A 21,583-nucleotide genomic window follows, 5' to 3' on the forward strand; every position below is an offset into this window, starting at 1 on the left:
GCTCAACTCATTTTTGGGGTCAATTCGGGGTAGCAGCAGCGATGAATAGCGGTACGCGTATCATCACAGTCGCCAACCAGAAGGGTGGTGTGGGAAAAACCACAACCGCCATCAATCTGGCCACGGCTCTCGCGGCCATCGGCGAGAATGTTCTGGTTGTCGATCTTGATCCGCAGGGCAATGCGAGTACCGGCCTGGGCATCGACCGGCAGAAGCGTCTGGTTTCCTCCTATGATGTGCTTACCGGCAATGCCGGGGTCATGGAAGCGGCCATGGAAACGGCTGTACCGGGATTGTCGATCGTCGCTTCCACGCTGGACCTCCTCGGTATCGAGATGGAAATCTCGGGCGCGCCGGACCGTGTGCTCAAACTCCGCAACGCTCTGAATGAGGATGGGATACCCTATTCCTACGTGCTGGTGGATTGTCCGCCTTCACTAAACCTTCTGACGCTCAATGCCATGGCGGCGGCGGATTCGGTTCTCGTCCCGCTGCAATGTGAGTTCTTTGCTCTCGAGGGGCTTAGCCAATTGCTTGAAACCGTTGAGCAGGTGCGCGGTTCAATCAATCCGCATCTGGGCATTCAGGGCATTGTCCTGACCATGTTTGATCGACGAAACAACCTTGCGAATCAGGTGGTTGAGGATGTTCGGGCCCATATGGGCGATGCGGTCTATGATACGGTCATCCCACGCAATGTGCGGGTTTCGGAAGCACCGTCTTATGGCAAACCCGCGATCCTGTACGATCTCAAATGTTCGGGAAGCCAGGCATATTTGCAATTGGCATCGGAAGTAATCCGGCGTGAGCGGCGGCTGCGTGCGGCGTGATGGTCGCTTCGGTTCTGCCTTCGGGAAGAGTTAGCTTTTTGGTTGATGGTGTTGTGACATGAACGAAGATCCTTCACGCAAACGTCTCGGGCGGGGGCTTGCCGCACTGATTGGCGAGATGGACAAGCCGGAGGCCGAGCCGATGGAGGTCGTCAGGGCCGATCGCTCCGTCCCCATCGAGTTCATATCGCCCAACCCGCGCAATCCGCGACGGCAGTTTGCCGAGGCCGAGCTTGGCGATCTCGCTCAGTCGATTCGCGAGCACGGCATCGTGCAGCCCGTGGTTGTACGGTCGGGCGAGGCGCCGGGCCGGTTTGAGATCATCGCGGGCGAGCGGCGCTGGAGGGCAGCGCAGCGCGCCGGTCTCACTGAAGTTCCGGTCATCCTTCGGGAGGTCGACGACAAGGCCGCCCTGGAGCTGGCCATCATCGAAAATGTTCAACGCTCGGATCTCAATGCGTTGGAAGAGGCAAGGGGATACCAGCAGCTCATCGATGAGCACAATTATACGCAGGCCGACCTCGGGCAGGTTATCGGCAAGAGCCGAAGCCATGTGGCCAATACGCTCAGGCTGTTGAAACTGCCCGACGCTGTCAGCGACCTTATCGTGGATGGGTCCCTTTCAGCCGGGCATGCGCGCACGCTGGTCACCGCTGCTGATCCTGTTGCTCTGGCCCACCGGATCATCGAAGATGGACTTTCTGTCCGTCAGGCGGAAGCTCTGGCTGCGGCGCCGCAGGGTGAGGAGAAGTCCTCGCGGCCCCAGAAAAAGGAAAAGGATGCCGATACGCTGGCGCTCCAGAAGCTGCTGACAGACCGGACCGGGCTGAAGGTTGTGATCAATCACAAGCAACGCGGCGGTGAGCTGAAGATCGCCTATCGCTCGCTCGAACAGCTTGATGAGATCTGTCGTCTTCTACAGCAATAATACGAAGGCAGCGATTTTCGGATGTTGAGCTACGCAGCCGGGGCGTTCTAGCGCCGGCCGCGGGCGCTTTCCACAGCCAGCGCAAGAAGGGCTTGCCGAGCGATCGGTCCAGCCAGCGCCGGCCTTTGACGGGTTCGCAGAATGGTGGCCTGAACCCGATCGGTCGCATTGCGAAGCGCAGTGCTGTTCCAGCGTCCGAGAGCGGTTTCAACTGTCTTTCGCCGTGAGAAAAATACCGGTGGCCTTGCACCGGCGACTGCCGAGCTCGCTGAAACGCCTTTCGTGTCCATCGCTTCACGCATGATCTGAAGCGCATGAAGCTGCCTCAGTGTCGCTGAAAGAATGAGAAACGGTGGGTTTCCCGCCGCAAGAAATCGCTGAAAAGCACTGTCGAATGCCTGGAATTGCCCTGTAATCACTGCATCGACCGCTTCGTCGCTGCTGAGACCAGCCACATCGCCAATCAGCAGGCGAATGTCCTCTACCGTGATTTCCGCAGAATCCTTGCAATAGAGCGAGAGTTTCTCCAGTTCTCCACGGGTCGCGAGCCGGTCGCCGCCGAGATTTGCTTTGAGAAGCTGGCGGGCATCCAGAGAGATCTTGAGACCCGCCGCGCCAAGAACTTCGTCAATCACGGCATCGACGCCGCGGCCGTCATCTGCATAGCAAGGCAGCGCCATTGCACTTGCACCGCGTTCGACAGCCGAGCGAAGCGACGAACCCTTGCGCAGGTCACCACCCTCGATCAGAACTGTACAGTCCGCAGGTGGTTCCTTGAGGAGGATGGTCACATCGTTGACAAACCCCTTGTGGTTTCCTGCACCCTTCACCCAGATAAGCCGCTGGTCGGAAAACATAGGAACTGTCTGTGCTTCGTCTGCCAGTCGACCGGGTTGCTGTTCGACCTCGGCAGCATCCATTCGCACAACGGTAAAGGGGTCATCCAGCGGCAGACCAGTACCAGCTGCATAACGCTTCGCTCGTTCACTGACCAATCCCCGGTCGGGCCCATAGATTAATATGACACGGCTGGACGAGTCCGGCCTTGCCAGCCAACGGTCGACTTCGTGCGCTTTTTTCTGTGCCATATCGGCTGGATATCACAGGAGATCGAGGAGAGCACGCTGGAAAATGTATCGATCTTCGCCGCTCTCGGTGTCCGCGAGTAGCGCGGTTTCGGAACCCGCAATCTCGCGTACACCAGACAGCGCTAGAGTATAATTATCTGCATTTTCATGCACTGACGATCCACGGATCGCGATCACGTTAACATCGCCGGCAAACAAATTATGCATCAGACAAAATGAGATTAGGATCGACAAAAGCTCGGGTTCCCATAATGGCGAAACGGAATAATATTTGCAAATGCATTTATTTTGGACTATCTCAAACCAGCGTTGTCGTGCGGCCCCGCCATGACCCGACTGCTTAAGGTAGCCTTTGGGACCAAGAGGATGTTGCCGGTAACGAGCATCGCGTGACTGTGAGGAGTTGATGGACGAGCGGCAGGATGGAAGGAACGTGAAGATCGCGACGCTGGGACAGATCGGTCTGCAGCAGTTTGCGCCTTATCTGATGAACCGGATCATGGGGCGCTACAATGCGACGTTGCGGCAGGGTCTGCGAAACCACGATCTCACTGTGCCACAGGTGCGCGCTCTTGCCGTGCTGGCTGTCGGCGATGGAATGTCGATCAACGAGCTATCAGTCTACACGGTGATTGAGCAATCGACCATGAGCCGGACGCTCGACGCGATGGAGACCCAGGGGCTGGTTCGGCGCGAAGCGTGCCAGGACGACAGCCGAACCCGCAACATCTATCTGACGGACAAGGGGCGGGAAGAGTTCAACCGCGTCTGGCCCGCAATGCATGAGGCCTTTTCCGAAATGTTCACGGATGTGGACGAGGCGGAATACGCAACCTTTATCGCCACGCTTCAGAAGATCCTGGGCAACATTCGAAAACACGATTTCTAGCGGCAGGCCCGCGCGATGATGGATCGGCGCACCAGCCACGGGAGAGAACCATGGCCGAACGTTCGTTTGTAAAGGAGGTCCAGAAGCTGCGGCTCGGGGCCGGGGAGACCTTTCACGGCGAAGGGATTCTCGCCATCACCAAGGCGCTTTTACAGTGTGGCGTGGGCTATGTGGGCGGCTATCAGGGTGCCCCCATCAGCCACCTCATGGACGTTCTGGCCGATGCGCAGGACATTCTGGGTGAACTCGGCGTTCATTTCGAGGCCAGTGCCTCCGAAGCGACGGCGACGGCCATGCTGGCGGCTTCCGTACACTATCCCATTCGCGGCGCCTGCACGTTCAAATCGGCGGTGGGCCTCAATGTCGCATCGGATGCACTGGCCAACCTTGCCTCTGGCGGCGTGACCGGAGGTGCGCTCATCATCGTCGGCGAGGATTACGGCGAAGGCTCCTCCATCATGCAGGAGCGCAGCCACCCCTTTGCCATGAAGAGCCAGGTCTGGCTGCTCGATCCGCGTCCCAATCTGCCCTCCATCGTCAAGGCCGTGGAAGATGGGTTCGAGCTTTCGGAAGTTTCCAACACCCCGGTCATGCTGATGGTGCGCATTCGCAGCTGCCATGTGACCGGCAGTTTCGAGACAAAAGATAACAGGCGCCCGGAAATGACCGTTGCGGATGCGCTTGAGAATCCACGTCGCGACACCAACCGTATCGTACTGCCGCCCGCATCTTTCCTGCATGAAAAGGAAAAGGTGGAAAAGCGCATGCCGGCGGCGGTGGATTTCATTCGCTCGCGCAGGATCAACGAGTTTTTCGGGCCGGATCGCGGCAGGGTCGGCATCATTCTGCAGGGCGGCATGTACAACAGCGTCATCCGGGCGCTGCAGCGCATCGGCCTGGCTGATGTCTATGGCGAGACGGATGTGCCGCTCTATGTGCTCAACGCGGTCTATCCCCTCATCGATGACGAGGTGATCGGCTTCTGCGAGGACAAGGACTCCGTTCTGATCGTGGAGGAGGGGCAGCCCAACTATCTTGAGCAGGCCATCGCCTCGATGATGCACAAGAAGGGGCTCGAAACCCGCATTCTTGGCAAGGATTTTCTTCCGATGGCCGGTGAATATACCGGTCAGGTCATGCTCGATGGCATTAGCGCCTATCTGCGCGCCAATGCGCCGGACCTTCTGACGGCGCAGGTTCTGGCCCCCAACGCGTCGGGCGAAAACACGCTGGCAGCGGATCTCGCCAAAGTGGTGCCGGGGCGCCCGCCGGGCTTCTGCACGGGCTGCCCGGAACGGCCGATCTTTGCAGCCACCAAGCTGATCGAGCAGGAAATGGGACCGCACCACATCTCGTCGGATATCGGCTGTCATCTGTTTTCGACCATGCCGCCCTTTGAACTTGGTGCGACAACGATGGGCTATGGCCTCGGGCCGGCTTCGGCCTCGGCCTTCAATTCGCCAGATGCGAAGCGGCGCTCGATCTCCTTCGTCGGTGACGGCGGCTTCTGGCACAACGGCCTGACATCCTCGATCGGCAATGCCGTCTTCAACGAGAATGACGGTGTCATTGTCGTGGTCGATAATTTCTATTCGGCGGCGACCGGTGGCCAGGACATTCTCTCCTCGCGTGCCGACAATCCCACCAAGTCGACGAAACATCCGATCACCGACGCGGTGAAGGGGATGGGCGTGAAATGGGTTCGGCATATCGACCGTACCTATGACGTGACCAGGGTGCGCGCCGCACTGCGCGAGGCGCTGACGACAAAGGAGAAGGGGCCGAAGGTGATCGTCGCCTCTTCCGAATGCATGCTCAACCGCCAGCGCCGCGAGAAACCCCTTACCGCGAAAGCGATCTCGGGCGGCGAGCGGGTGGTGAAGCCGCGTTTCGGCGTCGATGAGGATGTCTGCACCGGCGATCACGCCTGCATGCGGCTTTCGGGCTGTCCGTCGCTTTCGGTCAAGAAGCTGGATGATCCGCTGCGGGATGATCCGGTTGCTTCGATCGATCACACCTGCGTGGGCTGCGGCAATTGCGGCGAAGTGGCCGATGCGGCGGTCCTGTGCCCGTCCTTCTATCGCGCCGACGTGGTGCACAATCCGGGCTGGTGGGATCGTTTCGCCAACAGGGTGCGCCGTGGGGTGACAGGCTTCCTGCAATCCCGTCGTGAAAAGCGGCGCCTGACATTCGCAGACGCCTGAGGAAACGACCATGGCCAAGCGTATGAAAGCAAAAGAAGACCAGAAGATCATCAAGCTTGCCATTCTGGCCGTGGGCGGGCAGGGCGGCGGTGTTCTCACCAACTGGATCACCGATGTGGCCGAGCGCAATGGATATCTCGCTCAGGCGACCTCCGTTGCTGGCGTGGCGCAGCGCACGGGGGCGACGATCTATTATGTGGAGATGTGTCAGGACACCGGTCGCCGGCCTGTCTTCTCGCTGGCGCCGGCGCAGGGTGACATCGATATCCTGATCGCCGCCGAGCTTATGGAGGCAGGGCGTGCGGTGATGCGCGGTTTCGTGACACCCGACCGCACCACGCTGATTGCCTCGGCGCACCGCATCGCAGCTGTTTCAGAAAAGATCGAGCCGGGCGACGGGCGTGCGGATTCTCCTACCGTTCACAGGAATGCACGCGAAGCGGCGAACCGCTATATCTGCTTTGACATGGAGAAGGTGGCCGTGGACGCTGGCTCCGTGATTTCATCAAGCCTGTTCGGGGCGCTGGCCGGCTCCGGTGCCTTGCCGTTTCCGCGTGAAAGCTACGAGGAAACGATCGAGGCCTCCGGGCGCGGGGTGAAGGCGAGCCTGGCGGCATTTGGCAAGGCCTTCGATCTCACGGCGTCGGGAGCGCGTGTGGAAGAAGCCCGCCCGGAGGCAGTACCGACTTCCGGGAAGATCACCGTCAAAGGTCCGCGCAGGCTCGTTGAAAAGTGGAATGCGCTGGCCACTCGCGCGGAGGCCTATCCCGAACCGATGAGGGCCATGGCGCTCGCCGGATTGCGCAAGGTGGTCGACTATCAGGACCTCGCCTATGGTGCGGAGTATCTCGACAGACTCGACAGAGCGCTGGCGCTGGACAGCGCTGAGAAGGGCCATGCCCTTGGAGAAGCGGCGGCAAAGCATGTGGCCAACGCCATGTGCTATGACGACATCTTGCGGGTCGCCGACCTGAAAACGCGCACCGCGCGCGCCGAGCGTATCCGCAGGGAAATGAAGGTTGGCGAGGCCAATGTGCTTCAGGTGACCGAATTCTTTCATCCGCGCGTGGAGGAGTTCTGTGGCACGCTGCCGGCGGGTCTTGGCCGTTTCATAGAAAACCGGCCGGGCCTTGCCCGTTTTGTCGATCGCCGCATCAATCGCGGACGGCGCATACGCACGGACAGCCTGTTCGGCTTCGGCGCTCTCTGGCTGATCGGCACGCTGCGGCCATGGCGCCGGTCACTGCTGCGTCACCAGGTGGAAGAGGCGCATCTGGAGCGCTGGTATGCGCTGGCGCTCGACACGGCGCAGCGTGACTATGCGCTGGCGGTCGAGATTCTCAACTGCCGCCGGCTGATCAAGGGCTATAGCGACACACATGTGCGCGGGCATTCCAAGTTCGACCGGGTGCTTTCCGGCCTGCCCCTGCTGGACGGCCGCAACGATGCGGCAGACTGGCTGCGACGATTGCGCGAAGCCGCACTAAAGGACGAGAAGGGCGAAATGCTCGACGGGGCGCTCAAGACGGTGGCGACGCTGGAAGCCGCCTGAACCGACGCCGCCCATGGCGCTCACCCATGTCTGAAATGCCGCGGCGCGTTTCATTTGCCGGGTCTGGCCTTGCCCGCGCCGTCATTCCTGATATTAGTCGCCACAACCTCAGAGGCTCCGGTGTGCGGAGCCGGCCGGCCATGCCGAACCTTCTCATACCGGGAAAGACCATGACGAAACTCAAAGACGTGAAAAAGGTCGTGCTTGCCTATTCGGGCGGTCTCGACACCTCGATCATCCTCAAATGGCTGCAGACGGAGCTTGGCGCCGAAGTGGTGACCTTCACCGCCGATCTCGGCCAGGGCGATGAGCTGGAGCCGGCGCGCAAAAAAGCCGAGATGATGGGCATCAAGGAAATCTACATTGAGGATGTGCGCGAGGAATTCGTACGCGATTTCGTCTTCCCGATGTTCCGCGCCAATGCCGTCTATGAGGGCATCTATCTGCTGGGCACCTCGATTGCCCGCCCGCTGATCTCCAAGCGTCTGGTGGAAATCGCTGCCGAAACGGGCGCGGACGCCATCGCTCACGGTGCCACCGGCAAGGGCAACGACCAGGTGCGTTTCGAGCTTTCGGCCTACGCGCTCAATCCCGACATCAAGGTGATTGCGCCGTGGCGTGACTGGGAGTTCAAGTCCCGCACCGATCTCATCAATTTTGCCGAGGCGCACCAGATCCCGGTGCCCAAGGACAAGCAGGGAGAGGCGCCGTTCTCCGTCGACGCAAACCTTCTGCACTCCTCTTCGGAAGGCAAGGTGCTGGAAGACCCGTGGGTGGAGCCGCCGGAATATGTGCATCAGCGCAGTGTTTCGCCGATGGATGCTCCCGACGAGCCAACGGAAATCACCATCTCTTTCAAGGCAGGCGATGCCGTGGCCATCAATGGCGAGGCGCTTTCGCCGGCAACGCTGCTCAAGGCCCTGAACGACCTTGGCCGCGACAATGGCATTGGTCGCATCGATCTGGTGGAAAACCGTTTCGTGGGCATGAAATCACGCGGTGTCTACGAGACCCCCGGCGGCACCATTCTCCTTGCTGCTCACCGGGCCATGGAGTCCGTCACGCTCGACCGGGGTGCTGCGCATCTGAAGGATGAGTTGATGCCGCGCTATGCGGAGCTCATCTACAATGGCTTCTGGTTCTCGCCGGAACGCGAGATGCTGCAGGCCGCCATCGACAAGAGCCAGGAAGACGTGGAAGGCGAAGTGCGCCTGAAGCTCTACAAGGGCAATGTGATCGTGACCGGCCGCAAATCCGACAAGTCGCTCTATTCCGACGCGCTGGTTACTTTCGAGGACGACCAGGGCGCCTACGATCAGAAAGACGCAGCCGGCTTCATCAAGCTGAATGCCCTGCGCCTGCGCACACTGGCTGCGCGCCGGCGGGGCCGCTGAGCGGTACAGTATTTCGATAATGAAAAAGCCGGCTGCGTTGCCGGCTTTTTTATGCGTGGAGCAGCACGGAGTCAGGTCTGGCGTCTGCCGGCCCTTCGCCATGGCTCCGGGCGTTCGTCGCTTAAAAAGCCAAATCGTTGGCTTTTTGCCCGCTAGGCGGGACGCTCCTCACCCATCGATTTCCTTGGCCATGATGGCGATGGCCTTCTGGTAAACACCGGCTGCATTCCAGCCCTGAATGGCGCGGAAGTTTGGCTGTCCCGGCTGATAGCCCGCGCCTCTGCGCCAGCCATGGGCGCGCAGGAAGTTTGCGGTTGAAGCGAGGGCATCGGCTCTGGACCGGATCATGTCGACACGGCCATTGCCGTCTCCGTCGACACCGTATTTGAGGGCATTTCCGGGCAGGAACTGCGTCTGACCGATCTCACCGTGCGCTGCGCCCTTTGCATTGGGGTTCAGCATGCCGCGATCCACCATCGTCAGCGCACCGTAGAGATGACCGGTGAAGAACTCCGAACGGCGGCAGTCATAGGCGAGCGTGGCCACCGCGGAGACGATGTTCTGATTGCCGAGGAAACCGCCGAACCCCGTTTCCATGCCCCAGATGGCGATCAGTGGGCCGGCCGGGACGCCGTAGCGCTTTTCGATATTGGCGAAGAGACGCGCATATTTCTTCTTCATGCTCTTGCCGCGTGAGACAATCGCGTTGGAGCCGCGTTTCTGCATGAAGGATTTGAGCGAAAGCTTGAAGCTCTTCTGGCCACGGTCGGCTGCGATGGTCTTTTTGGCATAGCGGGTGTTGGCCAACGCGTTTAACCCGCGCTTTCCGATCCCGCGTGCAGCGGCTTCCTTGCTGAACTGCGCCTTCCAGGCTTCAAACCCTCCGGCATTGTTGCCGCATTGCGCGGCTGAAGCGTTTCCCGCGATAAGAAGTGGCGCGCAAATTGCAGCAGCCAGTACCGCTGCACGTCCCCCGAAAGCCATGTTGCTCTCCTTAAGATAAAGATGGCCAGATAATGTGCTGCTGCCAGCGATTGCACAACATGTCTGCGGCTGCAAGCGGCGTGTTTTTTGGCAGATCGGTCATTACAGAACCCTTAAAGGGGCGATCATTGCCGCTTTTCCATCGATATCCGGCAAAACGCGGGGTTGGTGGCCAACCCAATGGCGACAGTGAAGCAGCGCGCGATGCTGCCTGCCCGGAAGGGCCCGGGATGTGCGTGCAGTTGCGCAGGGTAAGCATTGCTATATAATTAGCCGGCTATTAAATAGGAGTTTGAAATGATACTGAAAACGATACTCTCACTTGCCTATACGATTGCGCTGCCCGGCTATGGCACTTTTGTAAGCGCCGCCCAGGCGGGTGTTATTCATGGCCCGATGGTTGTAGCCCCCGAGCCGGCCGGCGACCTGCTGATCGATCTGGACGACAGTCTCCGATCGAGTTCAGAGCGATTGTACAGCGATCGTTTTCGCAACTATGCGTCTGGTTCCGAAAGCCTCTACATCGGTTGGGGAACACTCGGCAGAGAATTGCTCCGGCACGGCAGTATTTGCCAGTGGACGGATTTCCCGATCTTCAGTTGGTGCACCGGCTACGGGCAACGACACGGCGTGAGCTAAAACGACGTCAGCTAAACCGGAAAGATCAAGTGATCGCCTTCTTATGCGTGAAACTGGTCAGGCGGGGCTGGGAAAAGGCGGCTTCCGCTTGACTCTTCTTCGCAATTCCTGTCTACAGACGCGAAATCTCCGCGACGAGTAACAACTCCGAGCAGCCGACCAGGGCGCGTTTTATTGGCAAACGATGATCCTGGAGGTCAACATCCGGCAGCGCGATGCGCCCCCGGGTGCGTTTCGGCTTTGCACGATGTTTGAAGCTCTGACGCGGATGCATTACCTCTCGCATGAACACGAATGATGCGAGACATGAGGAACGCGGATGTTTGAATCGCTTCAGGAACGCCTTGGTTCCATCCTGAATGGCCTGACGGGCCGCGGTGCGCTGTCGGAGGCGGATGTCTCTGCAGCACTGCGCGAGGTGCGTCGTGCGCTGATCGAGGCGGATGTGGCGCTCGATGTGGTGCGTTCCTTCACGGATCGCGTGCGCGAAAAGGCTGTCGGCGCCGAAGTCCTCAAGTCGATCAAGCCCGGTCAGATGGTCGTCAAGATCGTCCACGACGAGCTCATCGAGATGCTGGGCACCGAGGGCGAGACGATCGACCTCAACGCGCCAGCGCCCGTTGTCATCATGATGGTCGGTCTGCAGGGGTCCGGTAAAACCACCACGACCGGCAAGATCGCCAAGCGCCTGACCGAAAAGCAGGGCAAGAAGGTGCTGATGGCGTCGCTCGACACGCGCCGCCCCGCCGCCCAGGAACAGCTCAAGCAGATCGGCGAGCAGACCGGCGTCGCCACGCTGCCGATTATCGCTGGACAGACGCCGGTCGAGATCGCCAAGCGCGCCACGCAGGCCGCGAAACTTGGCGGACACGATGTCGTGATTCTCGACACCGCCGGCCGTACGCATATCGACGAGCCGCTGATGGTCGAGATGGCCGACATCAAGAGCGCGTCGAACCCACACGAAATCCTGCTTGTGGCCGACTCGCTCACCGGTCAGGATGCCGTCAATCTCGCCAACAACTTCAATGACCGTGTCGGCATCACCGGCCTCGTTCTGACCCGTATGGACGGTGACGGGCGTGGTGGTGCGGCGCTTTCCATGCGTGCGGTCACCGGCAAGCCGATCAAGCTGATCGGTGTTGGCGAAAAGATGGATGCGCTCGAGGAGTTCTATCCGAAGCGCATCGCCGACCGCATTCTGGGCATGGGCGATATCGTTTCGCTGGTCGAGAAAGCCTCCGAGACCATCGACGCGGAAAAGGCCGCGGCGATGGCCAAGAAGATGCAGGCCGGCAAGTTCGACCTGAACGACCTCGCCGAGCAGCTGCGTCAGATGCAGAACATGGGTGGCATGGGCGGCATCATGGGAATGATGCCCGGCATGGGCAAGATGAAGGACCAGATGGCTGCCGCCGGTCTCGATGACAAGATGTTCGGTCGCCAGATCGCCATTATCCAGTCGATGACCCCGAAAGAGCGTTCCAATCCGGAACTGCTCAAGCACAGCCGCAAGAAGCGGATTGCAGCCGGTTCGGGCACGGATTCCGCGCAGATCAACAAGCTCCTGAAAATGCATCGCCAGATGGCCGACATGATGAAGGCCATGGGCGGCAAGGGTCGCAAGGGCGGCATGATGCGTGGCCTGATGGGCGGCATGGCGCAGAAGATGGGGCTCGGTGGCATGCCGGGTGGCATGGGCGGCGGCATGCCAGACCTTTCGAAGATGGATCCCAAGCAGCTTGAAGCTTTGCAGAAGCAGGCTGAAGCCGCAGGCCTTGGCGGTGGTCTGCCCAAGGGCGGTCTTCCAAAAGGTTTGCCGGGAATGCCGGGCGGTGGTGGCTTGCCGGGTTTACCCGGCGGTCTGCCCGGTCTGCCCAAGAAAAAGTAAGGGAATCCGATGAGCGACAACACGGATCAGGCCAAGGCAAAGCTTCTCGAACTGCGCGCCTCCATCGACAACATCGATGCGGCACTCGTTCACATGCTGGCGGAGCGTTTCCGTTGTACCAAGGCCGTTGGTCACCTGAAGGCCGTTCACGATCTGCCGCCGGCTGATCCCGCTCGCGAGGAGCGTCAGATTGCGCGCCTGCGCCGGCTTGCGGACGATGCCAATCTCGATCCGGACTTTGCCGAGACGTTCCTGAACTTCATTATCCGCGAGGTGATCCGTCATCATGAGGCGATTGCCGAAGAGCACGGCAATGGCTCGGCACGGGGTGAAAAGGTCTGAGAATGACACCGGTCCTCGAAAGCGAACGCCTGATCTTACGCGGTTGGCAGCGGGAGGATTTTCCCGCTTATGCGTCCTTCTGCGCAGATCCTGAGCGCACGCTCTATATCGGTGGGCCTAGGAATGACTTCGCAGCATGGAGCGCGTTTTCGTCCATGGCGGGCGAATGGGCGCTCAATGGCTATGGCATGTTTGCCCTACAGCCAAAAGGGAGCGACGCCGTGGCAGGCTATGTCGGCCTGTGGCATCCGCCCGCGATCGATGAGCCAGAGCTTGCCTGGAGCCTCTATGAGGGTTTCGAGGGCAAGGGCTATGCGGTGGAGGCGGCGCGGCGCGTTCAGGTCTGGGCCGCCGAAGACCTGAAACTGCCGCCGCTCATGAGCTTCGTCCACCCGGACAACCTGGCCTCGCAGGCCGTTGCAAAAAGACTGGGTGCAGAGCCCATGTCTCCCACTGAACTGCGCGGAGAACCGCGCCTTAGATTCCGGCACATTCTGCCGGCTTGAACGCCATTATCGAAAGGAACTTCCCATGGCACTGAAAATTCGTCTGGCCCGTGCGGGCTCCAAGAAGCGCCCCTATTACCACGTCGTTATCGCCGATGTGCGCAGCCCGCGCGATGGCCGCTTCATCGAGAAGGTCGGCTCCTGGAACCCGACGCTGCCCAAGGATGCCGAGCGCGTTGTCCTGAATGAAGAGCGCATCAAGCATTGGCTCGAAAACGGCGCCCTGCCGACCGACCGCGTCCTGCGCTTCCTCGATCAGGCCGGCATTGCCAAGCGCCCCGAGCGCAGCAACCCGAACAAGGCGAAGCCCGGCAAGAAGGCACAGGAGCGTCTCGACGCTGCCAAGCAGGCCGAAGAAGACGCAAAGGCCGCCGCAGCCGAGGCTGAAGCCGCTGCCGCCGAGGCACCGGCTGAAGAGGCTGCTGCAAGCGAATAAGCTTTGCCGGCATGTCTATTGAGAATGGCGGGTCGAAAGGCCCGCCATTTTTGTTTGGGGTGTGGTGCGACGCTATCCGAGATGGTGCTCGCCCCTCACCCTTACCCTCTCCCCGCTCGCGGGGAGAGGGAGGCATCCACGTTGCGGCCATCCTCCTTCTCCCCGTATGCGGGGAGAAGGTGCCGGCAGGCGGATGAGGGGCCAGCGCCGGCCTCGATACACAAACACGGCGCAAAAAAAGCGGACCCGAAGGCCCGCTTTTCACATTCTTCAATCAAAGAACCGCCTTGTCTCAGGCAGCTTCTTTCTTCGGCTGGATCAGGCCCTTGGCGACCAGAAGCTCGGCGATCTGCACCGTGTTGAGGGCAGCGCCCTTGCGCAGATTGTCGGCCACCACCCAAAGCGCCAGCCCGTTATCGACCGTGGGGTCTTCACGCAGGCGGCTGATATAGGTGGCGTCCTCGCCAGCGCTCTCATAGGGCGTGATGTAACCGCCATCCTCGCGCTTGTCGATGACCTGGCAGCCCGGCGCTTCGCGCAGGATCTCGCGTGCCTCATCAGCCGTGATCGGCTTGTCGAATTCGAGGTTCACAGCTTCCGCATGTCCGATGAACACCGGCACACGCACGCAGGTGGCCGTGAGCTTGATCTTCGGATCGAGCATTTTCTTGGTTTCGGCCACCATCTTCCACTCTTCCTTGGTAAAGCCGTCATCCATGAAGACGTCGATGTGAGGAATGCAGTTGAAGGCGATGCGCTTGGTGAATTTCTTCGCCGAGATCGGATCGGCGACGAAAACGGCGCGCGTCTGCTCAAACAGCTCGTCCATGCCTTCCTTGCCCGAGCCGGAAACCGACTGGTAGGTGGACACGACCACGCGCTTGATGGTCGCTGCCTCATGCAGTGGCTTCAACGCGACCACGAGCTGCGCGGTGGAGCAGTTCGGATTGGCGATGATGTTCTTCTTGGTGAAACCCTCGATCGCGTCGGCGTTCACTTCCGGAACGATCAGCGGCACATCCGGGTCGTAGCGCCAGGCCGACGAATTGTCGATCACGACGCAGCCCTGCTTTCCGATCTTCGGCGAATACTCCTTGGAGACCGATCCGCCAGCCGACATCAGGCAGATGTCCGTGTCGGAAAAGTCGTAGGATTCGAGTGCTTTCACCTTCAGCGTCTTGTCGCCGTAGGAAACCTCGGTGCCGACAGAACGGCGTGAAGCAAGCGGGACGATCTCGTCTGCCGGGAAGCCGCGCTCTTCGAGGATATTGAGCATTTCGCGGCCGACATTCCCCGTGGCGCCGGCGACAGCTATCTTGAAACCCATCTGGTTTGTTACTCCTGTCTCTCTCCGCTTGGCTTTGATTTGAAGGCCTGCATCTGGCAGGCACCTTCTCCCCGGCTGGGCCCGGGGAGAGAACGAGCAGCCGAGACGTCAGACCGTTTTGGTCGTCGTTTTGGCTGTCGTTTTGGTAAAGCGGAGACCGACGCTGCCGTTCCGGGCATCGTTCAAAAATCTTTGTGCTGATGGCGCTTCAAGGTGCGCGCGCATGGCAAAAGGGTCTCCGTTTCCGCGGGTTGTTTTACGCTGAATCGGGCGTAAGTCAATGAAAGAGCATGCGCGGCCGGCAGTGCCGGCCGCAAACGCGATCAGACCAGCGCCTTGTATTTGGCCACAATGGCATCACCCATGGCAGTCGTGCCAACCTCGGTCATGCCGTCGGACATCAGGTCCTTGGTGCGCAGACCGTCATCCAGAACCGCCGCGATGGCCTTCTCCAGTCGGTCTGCTTCTTCAACCATGTTGAAGGAGTAGCGCAGGCACATGGCGAAGGAGGCGATCATGGCGATCGGGTTTGCGATGCCCTGGCCGGCGATGTCCGGTGCGGAACCGTGCACAGGCTCATAGAGCGCCTTGCGGTTGCCGGTTTTTTCGTCTGGTGCGCCCAGCGAAGCCGAAGGCAGCATGCCGAGCGAACCGGTGAGCATGGCAGCAACGTCAGACAGCATGTCGCCGAACAGATTGTCGGTGACGATGACATCGAATTGCTTGGGCCAGCGCACGAGCTGCATGCCGCCGGCGTCGGCCAGCATGTGGGTCAGCTCGACGTCGGAATATTTTTCCTTGTGGGTGTTTGCGACAACCTCTTTCCAGAGCACGCCCGACTTCATCACATTGTGCTTTTCCATGGAGCAGACCTTGTTGCTCCGCGTGCGCGCCAGCTCGAAGGCGACGCCGGAAATGCGCTCGATCTCATAGGTGTCGTAAACCTGGGTGTCGATGCCGCGCTTCTGGCCATTGCCGAGGTCGAGGATTTCCTTGGGTTCACCGAAATAGACACCGCCCGTCAGCTCACGCACGATCAGGATGTCGAGGCCCTCGACTACCTCGGGCTTGAGAGACGAGGAGGCGGCGAGTGCCGGGTAGCAGATGGCCGGACGCAGATTGGCAAAAAGCTCCATCTCCTTGCGCAGGCGCAGAAGGCCGGCTTCCGGACGGACCTCATAGGGCACGCCGTCCCATTTGGGGCCGCCGACCGCACCGAACAACACGGCATCCGCCGCCATGGCCTTGTCCATGTCGGCATCGGAGATTGACTGGCCATGCGCATCATAGGCCGAGCCACCCACGAGGCCTTCCTCGGTCTCGAACCCGGCGTTGAAATCGGCGTTCATCATCTCGATGAGTTTCTTGACCTCGGCCATAGCCTCGGGGCCGATGCCGTCGCCGGGGAGAAGAAGGAGTTTGCGCGTTGCCATGAAAAGCCTCTCGAACTTGGGAATTCGAAGGACTTGCTAATCCGCTCTGCCCGATTGCGCAAGGCTGATGCCGTACGAAGCGGTACGGCTGGAGCAGAAGATGACGGGGCAAAGTGTGGATCTATGCGATCCAATGCATGGCGGAGTTGAGGCGGCGCTGGCCGCCTCTGTTATCCCGGCTTACGCCCACGGATGGCTTTCCGTGTATTTGTTCTCGAAGGTCTCGATGGCAGGGGCCTTCTCCATGGTGAGACCGATGTCGTCGAGGCCGTTCAACAGGCAATGCCGCTTGAAGGCATCGATCTCGAACTTCACCACACCGCCGTCGGGGCCGCGGATCTCCTGCTCTTCAAGATCGACCGTCAGCGTCGCGTTGGAACCACGCTGCGCGTCGTCCATCAGCATGTCCAGCTCTTCCTGGCTCACCTTGATGGGCAGAATGCCGTTCTTGAAGCAGTTGTTGTAGAAAATGTCGGCGAAGCTGGTGGAAATGACACAGCGAATACCGAAATCGAGCAACGCCCATGGCGCGTGCTCACGGCTCGAGCCGCAGCCGAAATTGTCGCCGGCGACGAGAATGCTGGCGTTGCGGTAAGCCGGCTTGTTGAGAACGAAATCCGGGTTCTCGGAACCATCCTCGTTAAAACGCATTTCGGCGAAAAGCCCAGCCCCGAGGCCGGTTCGCTTGATCGTCTTGAGATAGTCCTTCGGGATGATCATGTCGGTGTCGACATTGACGATCGGCATGGGCGCGGCAACGCCCGTCAGCTTGGTAAACTTGTCCATGAATCCTGGTCCGTTGTCTGCGCGGCCATTTTATCTGCCGCATCTCCATACACAAGCCAACCCCGCAAAGCAAAGCTCTCTTGGTTTTCGTCCCTCAAGCGCCGGGCGGGAGCATCCGCGCCCCTGGCTTTCGGCGCACAGGCGCTGGCGGCCGGTCGGCCTTGCCACACTGCTGCGCAGAATGGAAATCTTTCTTCCGTTCGGATTGTGCAGGGAAGTTTTCCCTTGGCCAATCGTCCTGCCTTGCTTCGAATGCAGTCCTGGGCCATGAAACGGGCATGCATCATCATCCAGTTCAGCTTCGCCGTTCCGTTCTTTACGTGCCTGCCAGCAATGAGAAGGCGCTGGCAAAAAGTGCAACGCTTGGCTGCGATGTGGTGATCTACGATCTGGAAGATGCCGTCGGGCCAGATGAGAAACTCGAAGCGCGTGAAAGGCTGCGGGCCTTCCTCAATGGCGGGGATCGTCCGCGCTGCGAGATCGTTGTGCGTATCAATGCGCTGTCCAGCGTGTGGGGAACGGAAGATTTTCTGGCCGCGCGGGCTGCAAAGCTGGACGCCATCCTTCTGCCCAAGGTCAATGGTCCCCGCGATGTTCTGGATGCGGATGCCGCGCTTGATGAAACCGATGCGCCTCGCGAGCTCAAGCTCTGGGCAATGATCGAGACACCGCGCGCCGTGCTCAATCTGGGGCCGATTGCAGAGCTCGGGCGTGACCCGGCTGCGCGTCTTTCCTGCCTCGTTGCAGGAACGAACGATCTTGCAAAGGAAAGCGGGGTCGCCCTGACTGAAGACCGGCGCTATCTGACCCCCTTTCTCTTCCAGCTCGTGATGGCGGCGCGCGCCGGTGGCATCTCGGTGCTTGACGGGGTCTCCAACGATTTTCGCGATCTCGATGCATTCGAGAATAGCTGCCGGGAAGCGCTTTCCATGGGCTTCGATGGCAAGACACTCATCCATCCGGCTCAGATCGCACCGGCCAATGCGGTGTTTGCTCCCTCGGCAGAGGCCATCGAAGAGGCAGAGGCGATCGTGGCGGCGTTTGCCGATCCGGAAAACGCGGGTCGCGGCGTGATTTCCCTCAACGGACGCATGGTGGAGCGGCTGCATCTGGAAATGGCGCAGACACTGCTTGAACGCGCAAACGCAATCAGAACAAGGGAAAGTGGAGAGACAGTCTGATGAGGCTTTATCGCTTTCTGACCGGACCGGACGACGCTGGTTTCTGTCACAAGGTCACGGCAGCGCTCAACAAGGGCTGGCTGCTTCATGGTTCTCCCAGCTATGCATTCGATCCGGAGTCCAAATCGATGCGGTGCGGGCAGGCGGTCTACAAGGAAATCGACGGGCTGGAATACACGCCGGAGATGAAGCTCGGCGAGTATTGAGGTCAGGCAACGGCTTCTTCGATGCGAGCCATGTCGTCGTCGGACAGCCCGAAATGATGGCCCACCTCGTGAATCAGCACATGCGTGATGATGTCGCCGAGTGTTTCCTCGTTTTCCGCCCAGTAGTCGAGAATGGCGCGGCGATAAAGCGTGATGCGGTTGGGGCCTTCTCCGGTCGCCGGGTTCCAGCGTTCGGCGATGCCGCGACCTTCAAACAGGCCCAGCAGGTCGAAAGGCGTCTCCAGTGCGAGATCGTCCATGATCTCTTCCGTGGGAAACTCCGCCACCTGTATGATGATCTCGCCGGTCAGCTTGCGAAACTCCTCGGGGAAGTTCGCATAGGCTTCAAGCGCCAACAGCTCCATTTCCTGAAGCGATGGCGAAAGCTGGTTTTCCCAGGCCCGGGTCTGATAGATGCGTGCCATTCCAAGTCCTTTGAGGCGCCATATAGCGGTTTCCGTGACTGCTTTCGAGGGTGAAATGCGCCATCTCGCCCCGTATTATCGGGCGAAAATCAAAATTTGGCCGAAGTCTCGCGCCCTGATAAAGAGCAAATGGGCCGATGAACAGCCCTGTTGTCTATTGCGAAAGCGAGAGTGGAATGTTTTTGCGAACGGTTTTCGGTGGCGTTCTGGCGTTACCCTTTCTTTTGGCGGGGGCTGCATTTGCTTTCACGCCGGCGACAGTACCAGACATGGGGTCCGCTCCGCGAACCGGAGACCATGTCATCCTTGCGCAGGCTGGCGATCCGCGTGTCAGCAGTCTGGAAGAGCAGTTGCGCGAGCTCAACGGTCGCGTCGAGGAGCTGAATTTCCAGATCCTGCAGATGCAGGATCAGCTGCGGCGCATGCAGCAGGACAACGAGTTCCGGTTCCAGGAGCTTGAGAAGAACAGCGGCTCCGGCGCAATGCCGGCCGGTGAACTTCCTGATCAACGCACGCAGGACCTGCCCAGTCCGGGTGGCGTCGAAAACGGCACGCAAACCGCAGCCGGAAATGCGCCGACCCTTGGTGAGCCGCCCCGTTCGCTGGGCAGTGTCCGGTTTGATGCCAATGGCAACATTGTGGGTGGGGAGGCCGGGGCGCCCGTCGACCTCACCCAGTCGGGCGCCATCGATTCTCTCGGGCAGAACGACCAGTTGGCTTCGCTTCCCACTGCCGACGACCCGGAAGAACTCTACAGGAACTCATACGAGTTCATTCTTTCGGGCGATTACCGCACGGCGGAAGCAGGTTTCCGTCAGCATCTGGAGCGTTTTCCAGAAAGTGAACGGATTGCCGATGCCCATTTCTGGCTGGGCGAGTCTCTTCTGGGTCAGGACCGCTATCGCGATGCGGCGGAAGTCTTCCTGCGCGCGAGCCGCGATTATCCGCAGGCGGAAAAAGCGCCCGACATGCTGCTCAAGCTCGGCATTTCGTTGGCCGCCATGAACCAGCGCGATGTCGCCTGTGTCACCTACAATGAAATCGGTCAAAAATATCCGAACATCTCCGGCGCTCTGAAGGAGCGTGTGAAACAAGAGCAGGCGCTTGCCGGCTGCTGACACCGTGGTTCTGCCTGATCGCGGACGCCTCTTCACGGGGTACGCATTCGATCAACAAAGCTGCGTCATTGCAGCGGTTTCCGGCGGCGGCGATTCTCTCGCACTGCTTCTGCTTCTCAAAGATTTCCTGAAAACGCTTCCCGATGCGCCACGGCTTCTGGCTGTGACCGTCAATCATGCGCTGCGGCCGGAAGCGGCCGGCGAAGCGGACTACGTTGCCAGATTGTGTGGCACCTGCGGTATCGACCATCGCGTTGTCACCTGGCGCGGCGAAAAGCCGGCGACGGGCATATCGGCGGCAGCACGCTCGGCCAGGCTCTCGCTGCTTGCCACAGTGGCGCGGGAGACAGGTGCAGGGCTGGTGTTTACCGGGCACACACGCGACGACCAGGCCGAAACGGTGGCCATGCGCGCGGAGCGCGGAACGGGCCGCGGTTCGGCGGGCATCGCCCCCGCGACACTTCACGAGGGGCAGATCTGGTTTGCCCGTCCCCTGCTGAGAACCGGCCGGGCGGAGCTACGCGCCTTTCTCACGGCGCGCGATCTGCGCTGGATCGACGATCCGAGCAATGACGACCGCTCCTATGAGCGTGTGCGCACGCGTCAGGCGATGACGCCTGAGCTGACAGCGGCTCTTGTCGAGCAGGCACGAGCCGCGGCACGTGAACGTGTCGCGCTCGGGGAGCAGGCGGCGCGACTGATCGATCGTCATTCCAGCTGCGTTGCGCCGGGCCTGTACCGTGTTTCGCAAGCGGTCTTCGAAAACGGAGATGATGCTGCGCTGCTCTATGCGCTGCGCGTTCTGGCGGCCATGGTGGGTGGAGCTGAGCAGCTGCCATCAGCGGACCGCCTCGTGGCCGTCCCGGAACAGCTGCGCAAAGGTATTTGCGCCACTTTGTCGCGGGCAGTGATGGTTCCGCGAGCGGGCGCTGTTTATTTTCACCGCGAGCGTCGAAACCTGCCCTCCATCCCCGGCGCCGGCCACCCCTTTCTGTGGGACGGGCGTTACAGGCTTTCTGCCGATGCCGGTGTGGTGATCGCCCCGTTTGGTACCTGCGGCCGGGACTGGCTGCCTGCCCCGGTACCCTCCCTGCCCCAGACCCTTCTTTTTTCTGCGCAATTTGCAGAACCGGCTCTGTGGCGCGAGGGGGTCTGTCTCGGGCCGGCGCGAAATCACGCTGACGGTGCGAGGGTTTCAGTGCCGGCACCATGGGCGCGGCTGCTCCCCTCCTTCGATATCGCGCTGGCAAATGCTCTGAAACGGTTGATCGGCGACAAAACAGTTCTGGCTTTGCCATGAGCCCACCACATTCGGTGCTGAAGCTTAACCTAAAGGTGAGCTCGTTCTGTCGCTTGGCTTGGCAAGGAAGCACCGGCTCCCTATGTTAATTGACACCATCACAAACGGACTATCGCCGTTCTGC

21 protein-coding genes are annotated in these 21,583 nt (G+C 60.3%); 15 read left to right on the plus strand and 6 right to left on the minus strand.

The features are described from left to right. Positions 1–41 precede the first annotated feature (41 nt). Both AB2N04_RS03065 and AB2N04_RS03070 read left to right on the plus strand, forming a co-directional pair. A complete protein-coding gene (locus tag AB2N04_RS03065; protein WP_367716954.1) occupies positions 42–830 on the plus strand; it encodes a ParA family protein in 789 nt (262 codons plus the stop codon). Positions 831–888: 58 nt separating this feature from the next. After that, positions 889–1,758: a ParB/RepB/Spo0J family partition protein gene (locus AB2N04_RS03070; protein WP_367716955.1), complete on the plus strand. Its 870-nt coding sequence runs from the start codon at positions 889–891 to the stop codon at positions 1,756–1,758. Positions 1,759–1,805: 47 nt separating this feature from the next. On the opposite strand, the gene holA is transcribed toward AB2N04_RS03070, so the two are convergent. Next, positions 1,806–2,846, minus strand: coding sequence for a DNA polymerase III subunit delta (gene holA, locus AB2N04_RS03075; protein WP_367716956.1), 1,041 nt, complete (start codon positions 2,844–2,846; stop codon positions 1,806–1,808). A gap of 406 nt (positions 2,847–3,252) precedes the next feature. On the opposite strand from holA, the gene AB2N04_RS03080 reads away from it, so the two are divergent. The 4 genes from AB2N04_RS03080 to AB2N04_RS03095 all read left to right on the plus strand — a co-directional run bounded on the left by AB2N04_RS03080 (position 3,253) and on the right by AB2N04_RS03095 (position 8,885). Further along, on the plus strand, positions 3,253–3,735 hold the full coding sequence (locus AB2N04_RS03080) for a MarR family winged helix-turn-helix transcriptional regulator (RefSeq protein ID WP_367716958.1): 483 nt from the start codon (positions 3,253–3,255) through the stop codon (positions 3,733–3,735). Positions 3,736–3,785: 50 nt separating this feature from the next. Then, complete coding sequence (locus AB2N04_RS03085) at positions 3,786–5,939, plus strand: thiamine pyrophosphate-dependent enzyme (RefSeq protein ID WP_367716960.1); 2,154 nt, start codon at positions 3,786–3,788, stop codon at positions 5,937–5,939. A 10-nt stretch (positions 5,940–5,949) separates the two neighbouring features. Then, complete coding sequence (locus AB2N04_RS03090) at positions 5,950–7,491, plus strand: indolepyruvate oxidoreductase subunit beta family protein (RefSeq protein ID WP_367716961.1); 1,542 nt, start codon at positions 5,950–5,952, stop codon at positions 7,489–7,491. Between the two features lie 170 nt (positions 7,492–7,661). Next, positions 7,662–8,885: an argininosuccinate synthase gene (locus AB2N04_RS03095; RefSeq protein WP_367716963.1), complete on the plus strand. Its 1,224-nt coding sequence runs from the start codon at positions 7,662–7,664 to the stop codon at positions 8,883–8,885. 168 nt (positions 8,886–9,053) lie between these two features. On the opposite strand, the gene AB2N04_RS03100 is transcribed toward AB2N04_RS03095, so the two are convergent. Further along, complete coding sequence (locus AB2N04_RS03100; protein ID WP_367716965.1) at positions 9,054–9,869, minus strand: lytic transglycosylase domain-containing protein; 816 nt, start codon at positions 9,867–9,869, stop codon at positions 9,054–9,056. 297 nt (positions 9,870–10,166) lie between these two features. Between AB2N04_RS03100 and AB2N04_RS03105 the strand changes: the two genes are divergently transcribed. From AB2N04_RS03105 to rpsP, 5 genes are all read left to right on the plus strand, one after another. Then, a complete protein-coding gene (locus AB2N04_RS03105) occupies positions 10,167–10,508 on the plus strand; it encodes a hypothetical protein (protein WP_367716967.1) in 342 nt (113 codons plus the stop codon). A gap of 319 nt (positions 10,509–10,827) precedes the next feature. Continuing rightward, positions 10,828–12,399 (plus strand): signal recognition particle protein, encoded by a 1,572-nt coding sequence (gene ffh, locus AB2N04_RS03110; protein ID WP_367716969.1) that lies wholly within the window; start codon positions 10,828–10,830, stop codon positions 12,397–12,399. A 9-nt stretch (positions 12,400–12,408) separates the two neighbouring features. Next, positions 12,409–12,741: a chorismate mutase gene (locus AB2N04_RS03115; protein WP_367716971.1), complete on the plus strand. Its 333-nt coding sequence runs from the start codon at positions 12,409–12,411 to the stop codon at positions 12,739–12,741. Between the two features lie 2 nt (positions 12,742–12,743). Continuing rightward, positions 12,744–13,247 (plus strand): GNAT family N-acetyltransferase, encoded by a 504-nt coding sequence (locus tag AB2N04_RS03120; RefSeq protein ID WP_367716973.1) that lies wholly within the window; start codon positions 12,744–12,746, stop codon positions 13,245–13,247. Between the two features lie 25 nt (positions 13,248–13,272). Next, positions 13,273–13,683 (plus strand): 30S ribosomal protein S16, encoded by a 411-nt coding sequence (gene rpsP, locus AB2N04_RS03125; protein WP_367716975.1) that lies wholly within the window; start codon positions 13,273–13,275, stop codon positions 13,681–13,683. A gap of 292 nt (positions 13,684–13,975) precedes the next feature. On the opposite strand, the gene AB2N04_RS03130 is transcribed toward rpsP, so the two are convergent. From AB2N04_RS03130 to leuD, 3 genes are all read right to left on the minus strand, one after another. After that, on the minus strand, positions 13,976–15,010 hold the full coding sequence (locus tag AB2N04_RS03130; protein ID WP_367716977.1) for an aspartate-semialdehyde dehydrogenase: 1,035 nt from the start codon (positions 15,008–15,010) through the stop codon (positions 13,976–13,978). Between the two features lie 323 nt (positions 15,011–15,333). Continuing rightward, on the minus strand, positions 15,334–16,443 hold the full coding sequence (gene leuB / locus AB2N04_RS03135) for a 3-isopropylmalate dehydrogenase (RefSeq protein WP_367716979.1): 1,110 nt from the start codon (positions 16,441–16,443) through the stop codon (positions 15,334–15,336). A 180-nt stretch (positions 16,444–16,623) separates the two neighbouring features. After that, entirely contained in the window at positions 16,624–17,229 is a 606-nt protein-coding gene (gene leuD / locus AB2N04_RS03140) for a 3-isopropylmalate dehydratase small subunit (RefSeq protein WP_367716981.1), read from the minus strand. A 278-nt stretch (positions 17,230–17,507) separates the two neighbouring features. On the opposite strand from leuD, the gene AB2N04_RS03145 reads away from it, so the two are divergent. Both AB2N04_RS03145 and AB2N04_RS03150 read left to right on the plus strand, forming a co-directional pair. After that, a complete protein-coding gene (locus tag AB2N04_RS03145; protein ID WP_367716982.1) occupies positions 17,508–18,410 on the plus strand; it encodes a CoA ester lyase in 903 nt (300 codons plus the stop codon). Continuing rightward, positions 18,410–18,616, plus strand: coding sequence for a DUF1737 domain-containing protein (locus AB2N04_RS03150; protein ID WP_367716984.1), 207 nt, complete (start codon positions 18,410–18,412; stop codon positions 18,614–18,616). The genes AB2N04_RS03145 and AB2N04_RS03150 overlap by 1 nt, the downstream gene beginning before the upstream one ends. Before the next feature lie 2 nt (positions 18,617–18,618). Here the strand turns inward: AB2N04_RS03150 and AB2N04_RS03155 are convergent, their stop codons facing one another. Then, entirely contained in the window at positions 18,619–19,041 is a 423-nt protein-coding gene (locus AB2N04_RS03155) for a metallopeptidase family protein (RefSeq protein ID WP_367716986.1), read from the minus strand. A 137-nt stretch (positions 19,042–19,178) separates the two neighbouring features. On the opposite strand from AB2N04_RS03155, the gene ybgF reads away from it, so the two are divergent. Together ybgF and tilS are read left to right on the plus strand one after the other, a co-directional pair. Beyond that, a complete protein-coding gene (gene ybgF, locus AB2N04_RS03160; RefSeq protein WP_367716988.1) occupies positions 19,179–20,159 on the plus strand; it encodes a tol-pal system protein YbgF in 981 nt (326 codons plus the stop codon). Continuing rightward, positions 20,146–21,459 carry a tRNA lysidine(34) synthetase TilS gene (gene tilS / locus AB2N04_RS03165; protein ID WP_367716990.1) on the plus strand — a complete coding sequence of 438 codons (1,314 nt, stop codon included), beginning with the start codon at positions 20,146–20,148 and terminating at the stop codon, positions 21,457–21,459. The genes ybgF and tilS overlap by 14 nt, the downstream gene beginning before the upstream one ends. Positions 21,460–21,583 lie beyond the last annotated feature (124 nt).

Source organism: Nitratireductor sp. GISD-1A_MAKvit (assembly GCF_040819555.1).
Classification (GTDB): domain Bacteria; phylum Pseudomonadota; class Alphaproteobacteria; order Rhizobiales; family Rhizobiaceae; genus Nitratireductor.